Raw genomic sequence first — 19,363 nt, forward strand, 5'->3', positions numbered from 1 at the left:
GATAATATCACGGTCAACGCCGTAGCCCCAGGCCCCACGGCCACCGATCTGTTCCTGGACGGGAAAGACGAAGCTACAGTGGAGAACCTGTCCAAGCTGGCTCCCCTGGAACGCCTCGGCACACCGGTGGACATCGCGGAGGCTGTCGCGTTCCTCGCCGGCCCGGCTCGCTGGGTGAACGGCCAGGTGATCTACGTGAACGGTGGCGTTGTTTAGTGTCGCTCCCAACGCATGCGCTGAAGCGATTCTCCTGAGCACTTCGCTGCGACGGAACCTGGCGCCGTCACGGTATCGTCGCGACCGACTCTGGCTGAGAATCAACTTCGGTTCGAGTCTGGTCGAGATTCAACCGTGCAATGAGAGCGTTCACAGTCGCTTGCCGGCCGGTCCCCGTTGGGTTCAGCGGGTTGGTGCTCATCGCCCCTTGCGAAAGATGCCAACCCAATGGGGCACACTTGGTGGGTTTCGCGCCCTGTTCACGAATGTGGACGGCTGTGCGGTGTGTACTTGTCGCCTCGATCTTTTGTCGTGCCGATGCGGTGGCCTGATCGGTTCGAGAGTGTGGTTTCGGTGGTGTTCAGGACTGCCGAGGCACTGTGCGGCGACTGATGTCGATCGGCGAGGCGCTCGCTTCCACGGTCTGGGGGTCATCTTTCGGGTCGAAGGGGTAGCCGGGTTCTGTCAGGGGGCGTGGGCATTGCCGCCAACCGGCTCAGTGCAGTGACGATCAGCGACGACCATGTCCCGTTCTTCGGCAGCTTGAGGTGGATGGGGCGCGCATGGGTCGAGATGCGTGCCGCGATCGAGAGTCCGAACCTGATCGAATGCGACACTCCTCGCTTGTGCAGCCAGGTCGGGTAGTTGTGGCTGGCTACGGCGCCGTCGGTGCGGACGAGGACCCGCTTTCCTGGCCAGGCAGTGTGCGAGTTAGGCAACTGTGCCAATGCTTTTTGTGTGACACCGATATGATCGGCGGCCGTGTTCGAGCCGGCGTTGCCTGGCCGAAGCAGTGCCGCGACGGGTTCGCCGGTCCCGTCGGAACCGTGGTCGGCGAACGCCAGCCGGGGATGAAATCCGAATCCGCGCTTGTAGGTCGGAGCTGCAGATTGCTTCTCCGAGTGGGCGGTGACGAGGGTCGCGTCGAGGTCGATGACGATCGGGTTCTGCGCGATGATGTCGATTGCGGTCAGCACTGCGGGTGCATCGGCAAACAGTGCGGCGATCAGGCGGCACACGGTGGGATCGAAGGGTACTTTTCCGAACACGGCGGTGTTCGCGCAGGTGGCGATGTCGGCGAGGCAGTCGCCGCCCAATGCCAGCGACACGCGAGGTCGGTGACGATCTACCCGGGGTCGAACTGCGGCAACGGTTTCCGCCACGACGACAAGCTGTGCGAATGACCCCGGTCCCGGCGGCATCGACAGACAAGGCGGGTTACGACGACGTAGTGCTTTTCTTTCGAGTGACTTTTCACGTGCTCAGCAGGCTGTTGCCTGCCGTGGTCGTCAATGGCGTTCCGTCCTGACTGTTGCCGAATGTGGCAGGGGCCTGGCGCTACGACGAGTCGCTTGTCTATCGATCACCCAATTTGCACAAAGATGATGTCAGTTTTACTGTAGGCTGAGGGGACGTCGACGTTCTTGGGTTGTTCAGCTCCAGCACATGAGTGCGCCAGAGCGATCAAGTGCCGCGGTGGCCGGCCCGACAGTGCGAATTTAGGTCGCAGTCTGCCCTTGGCGTGCTTCTGACATGTTCGGATTTTGTTCGACAACAATGATTTTGGAGTCAATCGATGAACAGCAGCCCCGTCTTGATCGACCGAGTAGGTAATACTGTCATCTGGACGCTGAATAGTCCTGACGCTCGTAATCCCATCTCCGAGCCCGGGACCATCGCGGCCCTCGAGGATGCGGTCTTCGCCGCCAACGCGGATCCGGAACTCCGTGTCGCAATTCTTACCGGCGCCGGATCTGCTTTTTCGTCCGGCGGGAACATCAAACATATGCGCGACAAGGACGGGATGTTTCGTGGCAGCCCCGCCGAACTACGGCAGGGTTATCGACAGGGTATCCAGCGCATCCCGAAAGCGTTGTACAACTGCGAGATTCCTACGATCGCGGCAGTAAATGGCGCTGCGATCGGGGCAGGTTGCGACCTGGCGATGATGTGTGATCTACGCATCGCCTCAACATCGGCCAAATTTGCGGAGAGCTTCGTAAAGGTTGGAATCATTCCCGGTGACGGTGGTGCGTGGCTTTTGCCGCGTGCGATCGGCATGGCTCGAGCCAGCGAGATGGCGTTCACCGGAGAAGCAATCGATGCTGCTACGGCACTCGAGTGGGGCATGGTGTCCGCAGTGGTCGACCCTGAGGCGCTCCTTCGGGAGGCACACGCTCTCGCCGACCGAGTCTCTGCCAATCCGCCGCATGTGTTGCGCATGACCAAGAAACTCTTGCGAGAGGGGCAGCATCAGTCGTTGGAGAGTTTGCTTGAGCTGTCCGCTGCGATGCAAGCCATCGCGCATTTCACCGAGGATCATCACGAGGCGGTCGGTGCTTTGATCGACGGTCGTGACCCAATCTTCAACGGGCGATGATCGCCGTGGTAGTCGCACGTTTGGCGCGATACTGCATGAATCTCCTACATGGCACGCGCGCCACCCGCGCGGATACGCTCGGCCCGGAGGCGTGTCGAATCGACAACCCAATTCTGTAAGGCGACATCAGGCTGGCTCAGCGTCGGCGTATTGTCGCTCCGCTCTCATTCTTGTTTCCGAGTGCCCGAATCGACCGGTTAGCAGGTCTAGATGTTGCGGGTATGGACGTTGTTGAGCCGGTACGTGGCGGCCCCGTTCATGAATTCCCTTTACCGTAAACGACAGTCGCGTACTCCACGTTCGTACAGTCACTTAGGAGAGTGCAATGACTTCACCGCACGACACCGATTCGTCCGAAGAGGCTCGCGGTCCAGACTCCATGACGCGCCGCACATTCGTGGGTACCTCGATCGCTGCAGGTGGCGCGATCGTGGCCGTATCTTTGTTAAACAGCTGCTCGAACGACTCGGAAGCCCCGGTAGCCGCATCGGGCACCTCGGCAGTCCGGTTGACAGTGAACGGTTCGGAACGTGAACTGGCCGTAGACAATCGCACCTCCCTGCTCGATATGCTGCGGGAGCACACGGAACTGACAGGAACGAAGAAGGGCTGCGACCAGGGCGCGTGCGGCGCTTGCACTGTTCTGTCGGGTGGGCAGAGGGTGTTGTCCTGCCTGGTGCTTGCCGTTCAATCGAATGGTTCCGATATCACAACCATCGAGGGTCTCGAGACCAACGGCCAATTACATCCGCTGCAGCAAGCATTCATCGACGAGGACGGCTTTCAGTGCGGATTTTGCACCTCCGGCCAGATTCTCTCAGGAATCGGCTGTATCCGTGAAGGTCACGCCGGCTCGCCCGAAGAGATTCGAGAATCCATGAGCGGCAACATCTGTCGATGCGGCGCATACACCAACATCGTCACCGCCATCTCCCGCGTGGCTGCAGAGGGAGGTGTGTGAACCATGTTTCCTTTCCAGTACGACACGGCTGCCGATGAAGCAGCAGCACTGGACGCAGCCGGCGGCGGAGCTCGTTATCTGGCCGGAGGGACCACCCTCGTCGACCTGATGCGTCAGACCGTCGAACGGCCCTCCCGAGTGGTCGATATCAACGCGCTGCCCTACCGCGACATCGAACTCGACTCGAATCGCCTGTACATCGGTGCCCTCGCTCGTATGTCCCAGGTTTCGGCCAATATGCAAGTGCAGGAACAGTTTCCGATGCTCGCCCAGGCGCTGGATCTCAGTGCCTCGGCGCAGCTGCGCAACATGGCTTCCATCGGCGGTAATCTGCTGCAGCGGCCACGTTGCCTGTACTTCCGCGACGTCAACGCCAATTGCAACCGTCGTGTACCCGGATCCGGTTGCGCTGCAATCGATGGCCGCAACCGCACATTGGCGATCTTAGGTACCAGCACGGAATGCGTGGCAACCCACCCGTCCGATCTTGCCGTCGCGCTGACCGCGCTCGACGCCACGATCGTCACCCGAGATCGAGACGGAGAGCGGACGATCCCGATCGCAGACTTCTTCAGGTTGCCCGCAGACACACCCGACCGCGAGAACAACCTCGCACCTGGAGCACTCATCACCGCCGTCGAGATCCCGGTCCGCCCTGACACCAGACGATCCGGGTACCTGAAGGTGCGTGACCGCTCGTCCTACGAATTCGCGCTGTGTTCGGCTGCGGTCGCGCTCGACATCAGCGGCGGTACCGTCCGTTCGGCGAGGGTCGCTGCCGGCGGAGTCGGCACGGTACCGTGGCGCCTGACCGGCGTCGAGGAACGACTCGTCGGTCAGAGGCCGAGCCCCGAGTTGTGGACTACCGCGGCAGACGCTGCGGCGGAAGGCGCGCAACCCCTCTCCGAGAACGGATTCAAGGTGATACTGCTCCAACGCACCGTCCGACGTCAGCTCTCCAGAGTGGCGGCCCTGTCGTGACCACCCCACTGAGTGCGAGACTGTCCGGTCAACCCCTCACCCGCGTCGACGGCCGTCTCAAGGTCACCGGAGCCGCGCTCTACGCTGCCGACAACCCGGTGCCGGACCATCTGCACGCAGTCCTGGTGTGCAGCACGGTTTCTCGAGCGATCGTCGCATCGATGGACACGGGAATCGCCAGTAGTCATCCCGACGTGGTCAGTGTGATCACCGACTTCCCTGGTATCGATCTGCCCTACGACATCTCTCAAGTCAACTTCTTCGGCCAACCGTTGGCGGTGGTCGTCGCGAACACCTTCGAGGCCGCGACCCACGGTGCGACGCTGGTGTCCGTTCAGTACACCAAAGAAGCCCAGAGCACCAATCTCGACGATGCGGCAGAAGCGGGCCGCGAACCCAGTAGAATGGGCCCCTCGTACTTCCGCGGCGACGCGGACACCGCGCTCCGAAACGCACCTGTCGTCGTTGACCGCCAATACTCTATCGCGCGTCACTATCACAACCCGATAGAGATCTCCGCGACTATCGCGTCGTGGGACGGCGATCGTTTGACGGTGTGGGACAAGGTGCAAGGAGTACACGACTGCAGAGCCGCTTACGGTCGCGCATTCGGACTTCCTGCCGAGAATATCCACGTCATTTCCCCTTTCGTGGGTGGCGCATTCGGTAACGCTTGCGCAACCTGGCCGCATCAGCTGCTCGCGGCGGAGGTCGCGCGTCAGCTGCGTCGCCCGGTGAAGCTGTCACTGACGCGACCCCAGATGTACGCCGCGATCGGCTACCGCCCCACTAGCCGTCAACGCCTGGCTCTGGGCACCGATCGTGACGGAAGATTTCTTGCCACCGTGCACGAGAGCGAAATTGAGGTATCGCGCTACGGGGGCTACGAAGACCTTCCCACGGAAGGGACAAGACTGATGTACGCGTCGCCAGCGTACAAGTCTGCGGCCAGCGTAGTACCTCTCGATACCAGCGAACCGACGTGGATGCGGGGACCTGGAGCCGTCACCGGCGCGTTCGCGCTCGAGTGCGCAATCGATGAAGTCGCAGAGCAGCTTCGGCTCGATCCTATGGAGGTTCGGTTCAGAAATGAGCCTGCCGTCGACCAGACCAATGGAACCCCGTTCTCCACGCGCAGACTTACCGAGTGTTTCCGCCGAGGTGCCGATACGTTCGGGTGGTCTCGACGCAGCCCAACTCCCGGAGCCGTACGCGATGGAGACCAGCTCATCGGCATGGGTACCGCATCCGCGCTTTATCACACGCTCCGCTCAGCGTCCTCTGCGACGGCGCGTGTGAACGCCGACGGAACCGCCGAAATCTTCTCCGCTGCAAGCGATATCGGCCCTGGGACCTACACAGCGATGACTCAGTTGGCCGCAGACGCGCTCGGCTTGCCTCTCGACCGGGTCACCTTCTCCCTCGGCGACAGTAACTACCCGGAGGCCGCAGCCCAATACGGGTCGCAAGTTATGGCAAGCATTGGCTCCAGCATCGAGATCACCGCGAGCATGCTGCGTGACCGCATCATTAGAACTGCAGTTCTCGATCCCTCATCTCCCCTCAATGGCGTTCGCCCAGAGGACATCGACATCGTCGACGGGCGGATGGAACTTCGCGGCGACCCCGCTCGCGGAGAAACCTACCGAGACTTGTTGCGCCGCCGCGGCGAACCGAGCATCGAAGCGTCTGAGACCTACACTCCCGAAGACGTAAGTGCCCGCTACTCCACGCACGCATACGGAGCAGTGTTCGCCGAGGTGGCGGTGGACGAACTGCTCGGAACCGTGAGGGTGCGACGAATGTACGCCGTGTACGACGCCGGCCGAATCATCAACCCCAGGATGGCGCACAGCCAAGCCATCGGCGGCATGGTACAAGGAATCGGAATGGCCCTGCTCGAGTCCGCAGAAATCGACTACCGCGACGGACGTCTGGTCAACGCGAACCTTTCCGACTACCTCGTACCGGTCAACGCCGACGTGCCCGTTCTGGACGCTGCGTATCTTGACGCCCGCGACGATATCTCCAATCCCATCGGCGTCAAAGGCCTGGGCGAAGTGGTCATGGTGGGCGTTCCCGCAGCGATCGCCAACGCTGTCTACAACGCTACGGGACGCAGGGTTAACGATCTTCCCATCACCATCGAAAGCATGCTGTAAATGGCGGGACGCCGGGTTTGGGCCGAACTCGGCGTCACGCGAGAGCAACGGCCTATCGCGCCGAATTTGAGGCTGCTACGGCCGAGCGGATCATCGCCGAGTCCGGCGTACGCTGAACCGTCCTGGATCTGGTGGAGACCTGGTTCAGGACGGTTCGTGGTCGGAGATGGCGTTCACGCAATATCGTGGCGTGAGCTATGAACTTTCCATTCGACTCCACCGTCGACGGCAAAGCGATCAAGATCGCGTCGATCATCGACGAACGCACCCGGCAGTAACTACTTACCATCACGAGCGGTCGATCACCGCGCAGCGGTTGACCGACGAATTGGACAATACGTTCGCGCTGTGTGGCCGACCACCTCAAGTGTTGCGGATGGTCAGCGGACCGGAGTTCATGTCGCATGTGCTGCAACAGTTCTGCCGCGTGCGAGTCAGTTATCCTGCTTCCCGCCGGGGACGCCGTGGAACAACTGGCACACTACATCGGCACGACGAAAGACCGAGGCTAGGTCGACGCACCCCCGAGCAAGCACACACCGCACAGCTGTCCACACTCGTGGACAGCGTCAACTCACGCGAGACGGCTACTACGAACAACACCCACCTGTCTGAGGCAGGTTGACAACTACCGTTCGCAAGTCGAAATATCTCCAGATCAGGGCATCTTCCGTTCAATTTGACACGCGGTATTGACCTTCCGGCATGAAAGCGCAGGCTAGACAACCGCATTCAACGTAGTGTGCGTGTCGACGCTACCTCCGCGCTGTCGATGGATGGGTCCGTCCAGATGGCGCAGCCTCTTGCCTGACGCGCTACTTCGGTCCGCTATCAGGTGCGCCAGAATCGAGATGGCGGTCTCCTCGGGGGACTGTGCATCCAGATCGAGTCCGAGGGGTGAGTTCACGCGCGCAAGGACATGCTCGGAAAGCCCTGTCGCTCGCAATCGTTCGAGGCGCTCTGAGTGTGTCCGCCGAGAACCGAGCGCACCCACGAAAGCAAGATCGTCCATCTCCAGAGCAGCCACCAACATCGGGACGTCGAACTTACTGTCGTGCGTCATGACGCAGACAACCGTGCGAGAGTCGAGTCTGCCGGCGGAGTGTTCGGCCTTCAAATATCGGTGCGGCCAGTCGACCACTACCTCGTGCACGTCCGGGAAGCGCTCGGTGGTTGCGAAGACAGGTCTGGCATCTACAACGGTCACCCGATACCCGAGCAGTGTGGCAGATGCGCCCAGCGCTCGAACGAAATCGTTCGCGCCGGCCAAGACCATCCGCGGCGGAGGCCGATAGGTGTGGACGAATGCGGGGACGCCGTCATCTGCTCCCGCGACGATGCCGGTCGATCCCGATTTGCGCAAAGCGAGGGCACGCGAAAGGAATTCGCTCGCCCGCCCGTTCTCTTCCGGCATCTCTGGGTCGTCGATCACGAAATGCTGCGGCTCATCGTTCAGCACCGTGACCAGAGCGAACTGTTGGTCCTGGTCGCGAGCCGCGATCAATCCATCGATCAACTGTCGTTGCGAAGGGTCGACTCGCTCGATGAACACTTCGATCTCGCCACCGCACGGAAGTCCAATTTCGATTGCGTCAGGATCGGAATAGCCGAATAACTCCCGCGCGGATATCCCGGTCCTGATGACCTCAAGCGCAGTACCGATCACGACGGATTCGACACAGCCTGCCGACAACGATCCCAGCGGTTCTCCGTCGGCGGTCACGACCATGCTGGCTCCGACGGCGCGCGGTCCCGCCCCGGATGTTCCTATCACACGTGCCAACGCGACGGGCGAGGTCTCCAGGAGACTGCTGATGTCGCCGAGCAATTCGTACATTTAGGACCCTTCCCGACCGCGGCGCGAATGGGCTCTCGGATTTCGAGACCGCGTGCGATGTAGTGATGTAGTACGGAGTTCGCGGATGCCGCTATGCGGATACAGGAACGACAAGCGCGACGGCGCGACGTTGGCTCGATGATACGCCGCAATGATGGCCCCCAATGAGACCTGCACGTAGAGGGGTTCCCTGACCTGGGATTGAAGTAGGCGGGCTGGCCCTTCCCGGCAGGGCGGCACCAAACTTGGAACCATTTGCTCAGTGTTCAGGGGATGATGTCTAGGTCGCATGCAACCTCGTAAGTCAACAATCCGGCCCGACAAGCATTTGCGCCACCTCAGCTTTGAACTGCGTGCTGAACCCTCAACGCATCTCGATCGATACGGGTCCTCTCGATAACGAGAGTGGCCGCGCAAGTCCATTCGCACCCTCCATCTAATAGTTCGCTCAACTTACAAGTTTCGGTTGTGCGCTTCCCGAACCCGGATAGTGCCTTTCTGCTTTGTAGAGATTGCGAGCGTGTTCATTCCGACTCGGTGCCACTCATCCGGTTATCTCGCTAGCGCGGCCTTAAATTCCCTCCGCCGTCGGTGGAGGATCGGCTCGGTGTAACCGTTAGGCTGTCGGATGCCTTCAAGGATCAGTTCTTTTGCTGCCTGAAAGGCGATGCTGTCGTCGAAGTTTGGAGCCATCGGGAGGTAATCCGGGTCGGCCTCGTTCTGGTGATCAACGATCGGTGCCATTCGCTCCAAGCTGGCAATCACGTCGGCTGTGGATACGATGTCGTGTCGAATCCAGTTGGCGAGGTGCTGGCTTGAAATGCGTAGCGTGGCTCGGTCCTCCATGAGCGCTACGTCGTGAATATCGAGAACTTTAGAGCAGCCGATACCTGCGTTGATCCATCTCACGACGTAACCGAGAATGGATTGGCAATTGTTGTCGATTTCTTCCTTGCGATCGGCGTCAGACCAATCAGTGTTCGGTGCAAGTGGAATCATCAGGATGTCGTCGATCTGGGCGCGCCAATTGCCGAGCAGATTCTTTTGAATGGAAGAGACATCGACTTGGTGGTAGTGCGTAGCGTGCAGTGTGGCACCGGTTGGGGACGGCACCCATGCGGTGTTGGCGCCGGCCAAGGGGTGGTTGATCTTCTGCTCGAGCATCTCGGCCATCTGTTCGGTCATAGCCCACATTCCCTTGCCGATCTGACCTCTGCCTGCAAGGCCGGCGTCGAGCCCACGATCTACGTTCCAGTCTTCATATGCGGTAATCCACTTTTGTGCCTTCATTTCCGTCTTGCGGACCATGGGGCCAGCTTCCATGGAGGTGTGGATTTCGTCGCCGGTGCGGTCTAAGAATCCTGTATTGATGAAAACTACGCGTTCGCTGGCCTTCTCGATGCATGCAAGGAGATTGACGGTTGTGCGGCGTTCCTCGTCCATAATGCCGAGTTTCAAGGTGTTCGCAGGCAGTTTGAGTAGCTCCTCGACCCGGCCGAACAGCTCGGTGGTGAACGAAACCTCGTCGGGGCCGTGCTGTTTAGGTTTGACGATGTAGATTGCGCCGGTTCTACTATTTGCGAGCGGGCCGGCGTTTTTACTGATACTCAGACCGGGCAAAGCGCACAGGCTTGTCAGCACAGCATCGAGGATGCCCTCGTAGATCTCGGTTCCGTCGAGTTCGAGCACCGCCGGAGTAGTCATCAGGTGTCCGACGTTGCGCACGAACAGCAAGGACCTACCGTGCAGGGTGACGTCATTTCCGTCGGGTGCGGTATAGGTTCTGTCGGTGTTGAGTTTCCTGGTAACCGACTTCCCACCTCCGCAAATTTCCTGGGTGAGATCGCCACGGTTCAGCCCCAACCAGTTGCGGTAGCCCCTCACCTTGTCGTCTGCGTCGACCGCCGCGACGGAATCCTCGAAGTCGACGATCGTGGTGATCGCCGATTCGAGGACTACGTCCTTGATGTCGGCGGCGTCGGTCTTTCCGATTGGGGAGGCGGCATCGAACTGGATCTCGATGTGTAGTCCATTGTTCCGTAGTAGGATTTTCTCTGGTTGGCGCTTTCCGCCGACGTAGCCGACGAACTTGTCCGGGTGCTTGAGCGCCGTGCGGGAGCCATCGCGTAGTCGAACACTTAATCCGCCGCCGTCGATCCAATAGGACGTGGAGTCGGTGTGCGAGCCAGTGATCAGTGGCACCGCAGAATCGAGGAACTTCCGCGACCATGCGATGACCTTGTCGCCACGCGGTTTGTCGTAGACGGTGCTGGCAGCGACACCTATCCCCTCGGCGATTGCATCCGTGCCGTAGAGGGCGTCGTATAGCGACCCCCACCGAGCGTTAGCTGCATTGAGCGCGAAGCGGGCATTGAGGATAGGGACGACGAGTTGAGGGCCTGCGGTGACGGCGACTTCGTCATCGACATTGTTGGTCATAACCCGGCATTGAGTGGGTTGGGGGACGATATAACCGATCTGCTCGAGGAATGCCTTGTACTCGGCATGGTCGAAGGGATTGCCCGCGTGTGTGCGGTGCCAGTCGTCAATGCGAGTCTGGAGTTCCACCCGTGTCTCGAGTAGTGTGCGGTTCTTCGGTGTCAAGTCGTGCACGATTTCGGTTGCGCCGGCCCAGAAGGCATCGACGCTGACACCGGAGCCGGGAAGAGCTTCGTTCTCCACAAAGTTGTACAGGACACTTGCGACTTGGAGGCCGCCGGCTTGAACTCGATCAGCCATAATCTCCCTCATTCTTCTCCGTTGTATTTCGTCCAGGGGAATCCGTTTTTGGTCATCCAACGTCGTGTGAGACCGCACCGACTCGCGGGGACGGATGCCACGTTGCCGCGATTCGTCGGCTATCCCGCTCGGCTCTGTCGCGCGTTCAGCTCTGATACCGGTGGATACTGCTGGGTCGTCGACAGTTCTGAGCCGAGTTATCTCAAATGACAGTTCCTGGATTCAGGATTCCATTCGGGTCGAGTGCTGACTTGATGCGACGGGTGAGTTCCATGACATCTCCGCCGATCTGGTTTGGCAGCCAGGCCTTCTTCAAGCGGCCGACTCCATGCTCTCCGGTAATCGTGCCGCCAAGGGAGATTGCGAGATCCATAATTTCACCGAACGCCAGGTTCGCACGCGATGTCTGTTCCGGGTCGGCGGCATCGTGCACGATCAGTGGGTGGGTGTTGCCGTCTCCGGCGTGAGCGATGACTGCGACGAGCAGTTTACGCCGGGTGGCGATGGCTTCAATGCCCTGTATCAGAGCGGGCAAGGCCGGAAGTGGAACGCCGACGTCCTCGAGGAGGAGGTCACCAAGTCGCTCGACTGCAGGAATCGCGAAACGTCTTGCTGCAGTGAATGCTTCGCCCTCGTCGTGATCATCGGTAGTGAAGACGTCGGAGGCATTGTTGTCAGTGAACACCTTGGCCATGAACTCGATTTCCCGTGCTCGGTCTTCGCCGGGGGAGTCCGATTGGGCAATCAACATGGCGTTTGCGTTGAGATCGAGACCCATCTTCAGGCCGCTTTCGACGGCGCCAATGGCGGCGCGGTCCATAAACTCCAGCATGGCGGGTCTCATCGTTCGAGTGATGTCCAAGATTGTGTTCGTCGCATCCTGCACTGTCGCGAATGACCCGACCACCGTACTGACTGGATTCTGCGCGGGAAGAAGGCGAATGGTGACCTCTGTGATGATTCCGAGTATTCCCTCACTGCCGACGAATAACTTCGTCAGCGACAATCCCGCGGAGTCCTTCAGGCGTGGACCACCAAGTCGGACGGTAGTTCCGTCGGCCAGGACGACTTCAAGGCCGAGTATGTAATCAGTGGTGACGCCGTATTTGACGCAGCAGAGTCCGCCGGCGTTGGTTGCAGCGTTGCCGCCGATCGAACACATTTCGTATGACGACGGGTCGGGCGGATACCACAGACCGTGCTCTGCGACAGCGCGTTTAACTTCCACATTGAGTAGCCCAGGTTGTACGACGGCGGTACGGGTCGCTGGGTCGATCGCTATATCGCGCATCATTTCGGTAGTCAAGACGATTCCGCCATCGACGGCGGTTGCCCCACCGGACAAACCCGATCCAGCCCCCCGGGGAACGACGGGAATATGGTGCGTTGTCGCCCAACGCATTACCGACTGCACATCCTCGGTGGAGGTCGCACGCACGACGGCAAGCGGTCGCCCGGCGTTGGGATCGCGAGCCCAGTCACGTCGGTAGCTTTCCGTCACATCAGGATCAGTGAGGACTATCGTATTTGGAATCTGCGCCTGCAGTTCGCTCAAATGTCGTTCTGTCACAATCATTGTCAAGATGATCCTTAGGTCGGTGCCTGCTGGTTCGGTCGACGCTCGAGATACTCACTGATACTGGGCAGTAATCGCTATTTACTGTTCAGCGAATCTTTGGGTGAATTTTCTGAGCTATCGTCATTCAAATCGTCGGTGGCGCAGAAGATATGGTGATCTATCGACAAACGCATCGCCGCGTTCGGTGACGCGAGATTCACCCGATCTAATGGGCGTGGCTGGGCCCCAACGTATCCAATCGTGCGGTGGACGATGTGGCTGCTTCGTTTTCGTTTCGCCGGCCCGGGTGAATGGTGAGGGCGGCAACCGCTGCGACAACGACCACGCCGCCGGCGGCCAGGTAGAGCTGAGTTGGTGTCCATCCGGCGTCGATCAAAGTTCCGACCACCAGTGGCGATGCAATGGCAGCAGTGCGGCCGACTCCGACGGCGTTGCCCACCCCGGTTGCTCGAATCGATGCCGGGTACGTCAATGCGGCCGCGGCGAGTAGGACAGCAATCCCGCCACTGATACACATTCCCATCAACAGGCCGCCGACCAGGGCGAGCCACAAGGTCGAGAGTGTCAAAGGGAAAAGCACAAGGAGGACTGCGGTCGAGAAGATGGCTGCGAAGAGGACGCGTTCGATCGAGAATCGGGTCGAGGCAGATCCGAACAGCAACGTACCCAGGACGCCACCGGCACTAAGTACAAGCCCACCCGTCAACCCACTATTCTGTGACATTCCTGCTTCAATTAGTAGCCTGGGGCTCCAGCTCGTGACGAAGTAGTAGACGAACAGCATGACCAGAAACATCAGCCACACTGTAAGTGTCGAACGGCGGTATGGAGCTGATAACAGAGCTGTAAAACGTCCGCCGCCCTCGACCGCTGACGACTGTCGTTCAGGCATTGCGGTAAGAGGCTGTAGCCCCATGCGACGGTTGAGTACATTGAGTCGGCGCAATGCATCCGCACTGCCGTCGGTGACAAGAAAATCTACTGATTCGGGTAGTCGCCAAATGACCACTATCAGGCAGCTGGCAGAGAGGCCGGCGCCTACGAAGAATACCGATCGCCATCCGAGGTGGTCAATCATCAGGACTGAGGCCAATCCGCCAAGTGTGGCTCCGAGGGTGAAACCGGTCGTTTGGAGGCTGACAGCCAACCCGCGCCAGCGTGGTGAGGAGTATTCGCTGGCAAGGACATTGGTGCAGGAGAGCAGTCCTCCGATACCGAGACCAGTCACCAGTCGAAGGACCCCGAGTTCCACAGCGTTTTGCGAGAATCCTGAGAGTGTCATGCCCACTGTCGCAATGGAAATGCATAACAAGACCAATTTGCGACGGCCGATCCGGTCACCCCATGGTGCAATGAACAAGGCGCCGATTGCCATGCCGAGTAGGCCAGAACTCAGTAACAGTCCCAGTTGTGAGCTGGTGATGTTCCATTCCGCCCTCACTGAATTCGCGGTGTAGCTCATCACCAGGATGTCGAAGCCGTCGATCATGTTGAGCACTACGCAGATGCCAATGGCGGTCCAGTGGAACGACGACATCCGCTCGACACCGGTTTCAAGACTGTTTTTTTCGGTCATGTTTTCTCCAAGGAAGGAACTCGCCGAGCTGTGCGCAGTTCGATTCTGAAGGATTCGACGGGGCTACAGATGCGAGATCGGGCATGAGAAGCAGATCGCTTGTCGGTGCTCGCCGAGATCCGGCGTAAGTCCGGATTCTGCAGGCATTGGCAGCGCCTCAAGGCTGGGATTGAGACGTGCGTGTCCTGAAGCCGGAAAAGTGCCGTCACGCTTCGCCGTCGACTGGCTGCCGGTCGCGTCGGGCTTGTGAGCACCTGGGCCACAACAAATGTGCGGTGGCGCTAGTTGTGGTGATGTGTTCTCGCAGATGGCGTCGCAGTAGGTGCTCCGCCGATCGTTAATGTGAAAGCGAACTCACTTTAGTGTAAATGTGAAGCAGGCCATAGTCAACAGATGGTTTCCGTGGCGCGTTGCGACGCCACGTTGGTCGGCGGGCAATTGCTTCCTTGCGCAAAGCTGGGCGTGCGCAGGCGGGCCGGCTTCTTGGAATTGGCGATACTGGGCTCAAGATGATCGATTTGTGGAAAGTCGGCAGCCTGATCGTCTGGAACGCAACACGTTTCGAGGTGTGCGAGCTCGGAATCTGCTTGACGTGTCGCCCGTACTTAAATTAAAGTAAACTCACTTTCAGTTTTGGAACAGGGCGAACGACGGTTCGCGGCCAGGATGGTGGGCGTTTACCTGTGTGGACCGCCTGTGCCATCCAACTGAAGTTGCCGGTAGGAACGAGATAGCACCGAGTCGAACGAGGGCCTTGATGAAACACACGATGCAAGACACGCCACTGACGTTGGCGCTCCTGTTCCGGCGGGCGGAGCGTCTTTTCGGACACAAACGCATTCAGGTAGCGGGGCCGACTTCTGTTGAAACCACCACGTACAGCGAGTGGGCAACGGGCACCCGCAAACTAATCGGCGTGTTGGATGCACTGCAGGTGCCGCTGGGTGCGAGAGTCGCGACATTCTCCTGGAACAACCGTGACCACCTCGCGCTCAGCTTCGCAGTTCCAGGTTCGGGGCGCGTTTTTCACGCACTGAACTTCCGGCTGACCGACGAGCAGCTAAGTTTCGTTGTCAACGACGCGGAAGACGATGTGATCTTCGTGGATCGGTCGCTATTGCCTCGACTTGCGCCACAGTTGCCCACCTTCAAATCCGTTCGACACGTCGTCGTCGTCGACGATGTACCTGCGACTGAGTTGGACATACCTTCGATCCCGGAACACATAACTGTTTCGGAGATGGCCGATCTGTGCGCGACTGCCGTCGAGGTAGATCCATGCGTGAATGATGAAAATGCCGCGGCTGCAATCTGTTATACGAGCGGCACCACTGGAAATCCCAAGGGGGTCGTGTACTCGCACCGAGCCATGTGGCTCCACGCGATGGCGCTCCTGCAAGTCGACACGACCGGAATCAACGAACGCGATGCGGTCCTACTGTTGGTGCCGTTCTTCCACGCCAACGCGTGGGGGTTGGGGTACGCAGCAGTGGCTGCGGGGTCGGATCTTGTGTTGCCTGGCCGGGATCTGTCAGGACCCGTGATCGCCGAGCTAATCGAAGTCTGCGGGGTGACTATCTCTACAGCAGTTCCCGCTGTGTGGTCTCGAATCTTGCCAGAACTCCGAGGGCGGGACGTGTCGTCCCTCCGGATGCTGTGCTCGGGAGGAAGTGCTGTGCCGGCGCGGTTGACAGAACTGTGCCGATCGCTCACCGGCCAGCCGATCATGCAGGTGTGGGGAATGACGGAGATGATCTCCTTCGCCTCGATGGCTAGAACCCGCCCGCATAACGACAGCGGTAGCGCAGTCGAGTCTGCCAAAATTGCGTCCTCGCAGGGTATCCCGGTTCCTGGAGTCGAGTTTCGTATCGTGAAGGAAGGGACTGAGGACGAGCTGCTGTGGGACGGCGTCGCAGCGGGTGAATTGCAATGTCGAGGTCCTTGGGTGACCGCTCGATATCACGGTGAAGGTGAAACTACGATTGCCGCGACAGATGACGGATGGTTCCACACCGGAGATTCCGCGAGTATCGACCCGGACGGTTACGTGCGTCTGAGAGATCGCCTGAAAGACTTGATTAAGTCGGGTGGGGAGTGGATACCATCGGCTGAACTCGAAGTTGTTCTGCTCAAACACCCCTCAGTAACTTCGGCCGCGGTCATCGGTGTCCCGTCCCTTCGCTGGGACGAGCGGCCAGTAGCCTGCATCACAATTGCAGATGATGAGGGAGCGGTCGATCAGAGCGTGCTCCTGGACTGGCTTCGTCCGCAGGTGGCAAAACTGTGGTTACCCGACGAGATTCTCGTTCTACCAGAACTTCCTGTCACTTCCGTCGGAAAAATCGACAAAAAAGCACTCAGGGCGCGCTTCGCAACCACCGAGCGTCCCTGAATCAACTTCCCAGAAGCGAGGAACACAATGGTTCATCTCGAAAAGCGAGACAAAGTTGCAATCCTGACCCTCGATCGTCCTGAAGTGCGGAACGCGATCGAACGCGCAGACGCTGAATTGATCGAAGCATTTATCGACGACGTCGAGAACGACGACTCAATTTGGGTCTCCATCATCACAGGCACAGGCTCAGTTTTCTGCTCGGGAGCGAATATCAAAGCTTTCGCCAACGGAGGGGGACCGCCGAGGACAGATCGCGGAGGTTTTGCTGGAATTGTTACCCGGTATCGCCACAAACCTCTCATCGCGGCAGTCAATGGTCCTGCGCTCGCGGGCGGCTGCGAGATAGCGCTCGCTTGCGATCTGGTGGTTGCATCCACGACTGCGTCCTTCGGTCTCACCGAGGTCAAGCGATCCCTCGTGGCAGCGGGAGGCGGACTCCACCTGCTTCCGCGCGCAGTGGCCAAAAACATTGCAATGGAAATGGCATTGACGGGTGATCCGATCGACGCTGCAAGAGCCCACCAAGCGGGTCTAGCCAACGAAGTGGTCGAACCAGCAGATCTTATGAATGCGGCGCTCTCGCTGGCTGAGCGTATCTGTGCGAATGCGCCACTTGCGGTGCGAGAAAGTCGCGATGTGCTGATCAACGGACTTCGCCTCGACGCCGAGCACACCATGGCCATCGCTGAAGAAAGTATGGACAGGATCCGCAAGACCGACGATTTCACCGAAGGCTCACGCGCGTTCTTCGAAAAGCGGCCTCCCGAGTGGCGTGCACGCTGAATAGCCATCTCAACGGACATTCTATTCCTGTCCGGTGAGGCTCGAACACATCCACCGGATTCAATTCCAAGGAGAACAGCATGACTACCGACCCCTATCTCACCAGCCTTGGCACGTCTGACCGAGACTCCATTCGGTTACTCGGTCAGGATCTTGCCACCGACTTGATGGGCACCGTGAACTTCGGCGATCTGGCCTACTGGCTGGTGACCTTGCACCCTCCAACACCGGAACAAAGCCGTTTGTTCAACGCAGTTTTGGTCGCACTCGCCGATCACGGTTTCACCCCACTGGCACTTGCCACCCGCCTGACGCTGCACAGCGCCCCGGAGTCGGTGCAAGGGGCGATGGCCGCCGGGCTGCTTGGCGGTGGGTCGAGACTACTCGGCGTCATTGAAGAAGCCGCGATATTCCTCGACGACGGTGTCTCAGATGCCGGCAACGATCCCGATTTTGACGCAATAGCTAGTGAACTGCTACGTGCTCAAGTGAGCAAAAAACGCGCAGTTCCAGGCTTAGGTCATCCATTGCATAAAGACGGCGACCCCCGCACTCCGGTTCTCTACAGCCTCGCCGAAGAAGTAGGGCTCGTCGGTCCGCACCTACGCTTGCTCACCGCGATTGGACGAACACACCCAGAAATTCTCGGTCGGACACTGCCGCTCAACGGTGCGGGCGTTTGTGGTGCGATCCTTGTCGATCTGGGAATTCCTCCGTCACTCGTCCGGGGCGTTGCGCTGGTCGCGCGCTCGGCGGGTCTACTGGGGCACATCGCTGAAGAGATGCGTCACCCTATTGCAGGCCGTCTCTATCACTCGGTAGAAAGCAATGCCGAGTACGTCGCCCCCGGCGCGGAAACGCGAAATCGAATCTAATTCGGGAGCGCTCGTTTTTGCCGGAAGAGCACCATCGGACGCTAAAGGTAACAGTGGCCGCACGTAGATTTTCTGATGCAGCCAGCTGGAGAAAAAGGAACAATATATGGGAATCGACCTTGAGACAGCACGCGCAATAATTTCCGGTGCACGTTTGGCGAGTGCAAGTTCTGAAGTCAAGCCGCTGGCCATCGTGGTACTTGACGCCGGAGGACACCTCGTCGCGGCCGAACGTGAAGACGGCGCGTCTATGAAACGGTTCGAAATTGCTCACGGAAAAGCATACGGCGCGCTTGCGCTCGGAGTGGGATCGAGAACGCTGATGGTTCGTGCGGAACAGCAACCTCACTTTGTATCTGCTGCCGCAGCGGCAATCGGAGGTGCACTCATCCCTGTCCCCGGAGGTGTGCTGATTCGTGATACAAGGGGGGCGCTAGTCGGTGCCATTGGCGTCTCAGGGGATACCTCGGAGAACGATGAGGAAATTGCTTTGAAGGGGATAGCCGCCGGGCATCTAATTTCCCAAGTTGATTGAGATTCAGACCTTTCGGACCGCCGTCATCGACGAAGGACCAATTGACGCGAACTCCAGACTGGGTGCTAATATCTGGAAACCTCGGTTTCGGAGAACAATGTGCGCCGCGTTTAAGGGATCCGCAGTCGATTTTTTGAAGCAGAAACGAAATCAACTGCAAATCCTAATTAGTCGCGTCTGTAGTTCTTTAAAATGCGGTTTGATATACCGCAGACAGGCGAATTGCGCGTCTGATCTTGTAGGACTGTGTGAGCATTGAATATAGAGTCGCCAGCCGACTGTGAATCGGTGCTCTCCTCGGGTGCGGCGCAGCGAGCACTAATATTCTTACTCGTCCATCAATG

The 19,363-nt window shown here is 59.2% G+C and carries 14 protein-coding genes and 1 pseudogene; 10 read left to right on the top strand and 5 right to left on the bottom strand.

Annotated features, from left to right (window positions below):
• A partial coding sequence (locus AC1DVN_RS29575; protein ID WP_477994682.1) for an SDR family oxidoreductase occupies positions 1–216 on the top strand: 216 nt, incomplete at its 5' end.
• Positions 217–803: 587 nt separating this feature from the next.
• Here AC1DVN_RS29575 and AC1DVN_RS29580 read toward each other — a convergent pair.
• Positions 804–1,396 (bottom strand): annotated as a pseudogene (locus AC1DVN_RS29580) (transposase); the annotation flags it as partial.
• Here AC1DVN_RS29580 and AC1DVN_RS29585 point away from each other — a divergent pair.
• The 5 genes from AC1DVN_RS29585 (at position 1,397) to AC1DVN_RS29605 (ending at position 6,700) form a co-directional block, all read left to right on the top strand.
• A complete protein-coding gene (locus AC1DVN_RS29585) occupies positions 1,397–1,525 on the top strand; it encodes a hypothetical protein (RefSeq protein ID WP_477847692.1) in 129 nt (42 codons plus the stop codon). It abuts the pseudogene before it with no gap.
• A gap of 267 nt (positions 1,526–1,792) precedes the next feature.
• Positions 1,793–2,596: a crotonase/enoyl-CoA hydratase family protein gene (locus AC1DVN_RS29590; protein WP_446837023.1), complete on the top strand. Its 804-nt coding sequence runs from the start codon at positions 1,793–1,795 to the stop codon at positions 2,594–2,596.
• Between the two features lie 379 nt (positions 2,597–2,975).
• Complete coding sequence (locus tag AC1DVN_RS29595; RefSeq protein ID WP_477994692.1) at positions 2,976–3,557, top strand: (2Fe-2S)-binding protein; 582 nt, start codon at positions 2,976–2,978, stop codon at positions 3,555–3,557.
• A 3-nt stretch (positions 3,558–3,560) separates the two neighbouring features.
• Positions 3,561–4,538 carry an FAD binding domain-containing protein gene (locus AC1DVN_RS29600; protein WP_477847688.1) on the top strand — a complete coding sequence of 326 codons (978 nt, stop codon included), beginning with the start codon at positions 3,561–3,563 and terminating at the stop codon, positions 4,536–4,538.
• Positions 4,535–6,700, top strand: a complete 2,166-nt coding sequence (locus AC1DVN_RS29605) for a xanthine dehydrogenase family protein molybdopterin-binding subunit (protein ID WP_477847686.1) — start codon at positions 4,535–4,537, stop codon at positions 6,698–6,700. The genes AC1DVN_RS29600 and AC1DVN_RS29605 overlap by 4 nt, the downstream gene beginning before the upstream one ends.
• 718 nt (positions 6,701–7,418) lie before the next feature.
• Here AC1DVN_RS29605 and AC1DVN_RS29610 read toward each other — a convergent pair.
• The 4 genes from AC1DVN_RS29610 to AC1DVN_RS29625 all read right to left on the bottom strand — a co-directional run bounded on the left by AC1DVN_RS29610 (position 7,419) and on the right by AC1DVN_RS29625 (position 14,431).
• A complete protein-coding gene (locus tag AC1DVN_RS29610; protein WP_477847684.1) occupies positions 7,419–8,537 on the bottom strand; it encodes an XdhC family protein in 1,119 nt (372 codons plus the stop codon).
• A gap of 552 nt (positions 8,538–9,089) precedes the next feature.
• On the bottom strand, positions 9,090–11,276 hold the full coding sequence (locus tag AC1DVN_RS29615; protein WP_477994694.1) for a malate synthase G: 2,187 nt from the start codon (positions 11,274–11,276) through the stop codon (positions 9,090–9,092).
• 202 nt (positions 11,277–11,478) lie between these two features.
• On the bottom strand, positions 11,479–12,852 hold the full coding sequence (locus AC1DVN_RS29620) for an FAD-binding oxidoreductase (RefSeq protein WP_477847682.1): 1,374 nt from the start codon (positions 12,850–12,852) through the stop codon (positions 11,479–11,481).
• A gap of 208 nt (positions 12,853–13,060) precedes the next feature.
• Positions 13,061–14,431: an MFS transporter gene (locus AC1DVN_RS29625; RefSeq protein WP_477847680.1), complete on the bottom strand. Its 1,371-nt coding sequence runs from the start codon at positions 14,429–14,431 to the stop codon at positions 13,061–13,063.
• Positions 14,432–15,188: 757 nt separating this feature from the next.
• On the opposite strand from AC1DVN_RS29625, the gene AC1DVN_RS29630 reads away from it, so the two are divergent.
• From AC1DVN_RS29630 to AC1DVN_RS29645, 4 genes are all read left to right on the top strand, one after another.
• Positions 15,189–16,823 carry a long-chain-fatty-acid--CoA ligase gene (locus tag AC1DVN_RS29630; RefSeq protein ID WP_477847678.1) on the top strand — a complete coding sequence of 545 codons (1,635 nt, stop codon included), beginning with the start codon at positions 15,189–15,191 and terminating at the stop codon, positions 16,821–16,823.
• A 27-nt stretch (positions 16,824–16,850) separates the two neighbouring features.
• Positions 16,851–17,609, top strand: coding sequence for an enoyl-CoA hydratase-related protein (locus AC1DVN_RS29635; RefSeq protein WP_477847676.1), 759 nt, complete (start codon positions 16,851–16,853; stop codon positions 17,607–17,609).
• An 80-nt stretch (positions 17,610–17,689) separates the two neighbouring features.
• Positions 17,690–18,484 (top strand): citryl-CoA lyase, encoded by a 795-nt coding sequence (locus AC1DVN_RS29640; protein WP_477847674.1) that lies wholly within the window; start codon positions 17,690–17,692, stop codon positions 18,482–18,484.
• 106 nt (positions 18,485–18,590) lie between these two features.
• The gene (locus AC1DVN_RS29645) at positions 18,591–19,019 is read left to right on the top strand and encodes a GlcG/HbpS family heme-binding protein (RefSeq protein ID WP_477847672.1); all 429 of its coding nucleotides are present in this window, start codon (positions 18,591–18,593) and stop codon (positions 19,017–19,019) included.
• Positions 19,020–19,363: the final 344 nt, after the last annotated feature.

The sequence above is a fragment of the Rhodococcus sp. P4_E4 genome (assembly GCF_056401575.1).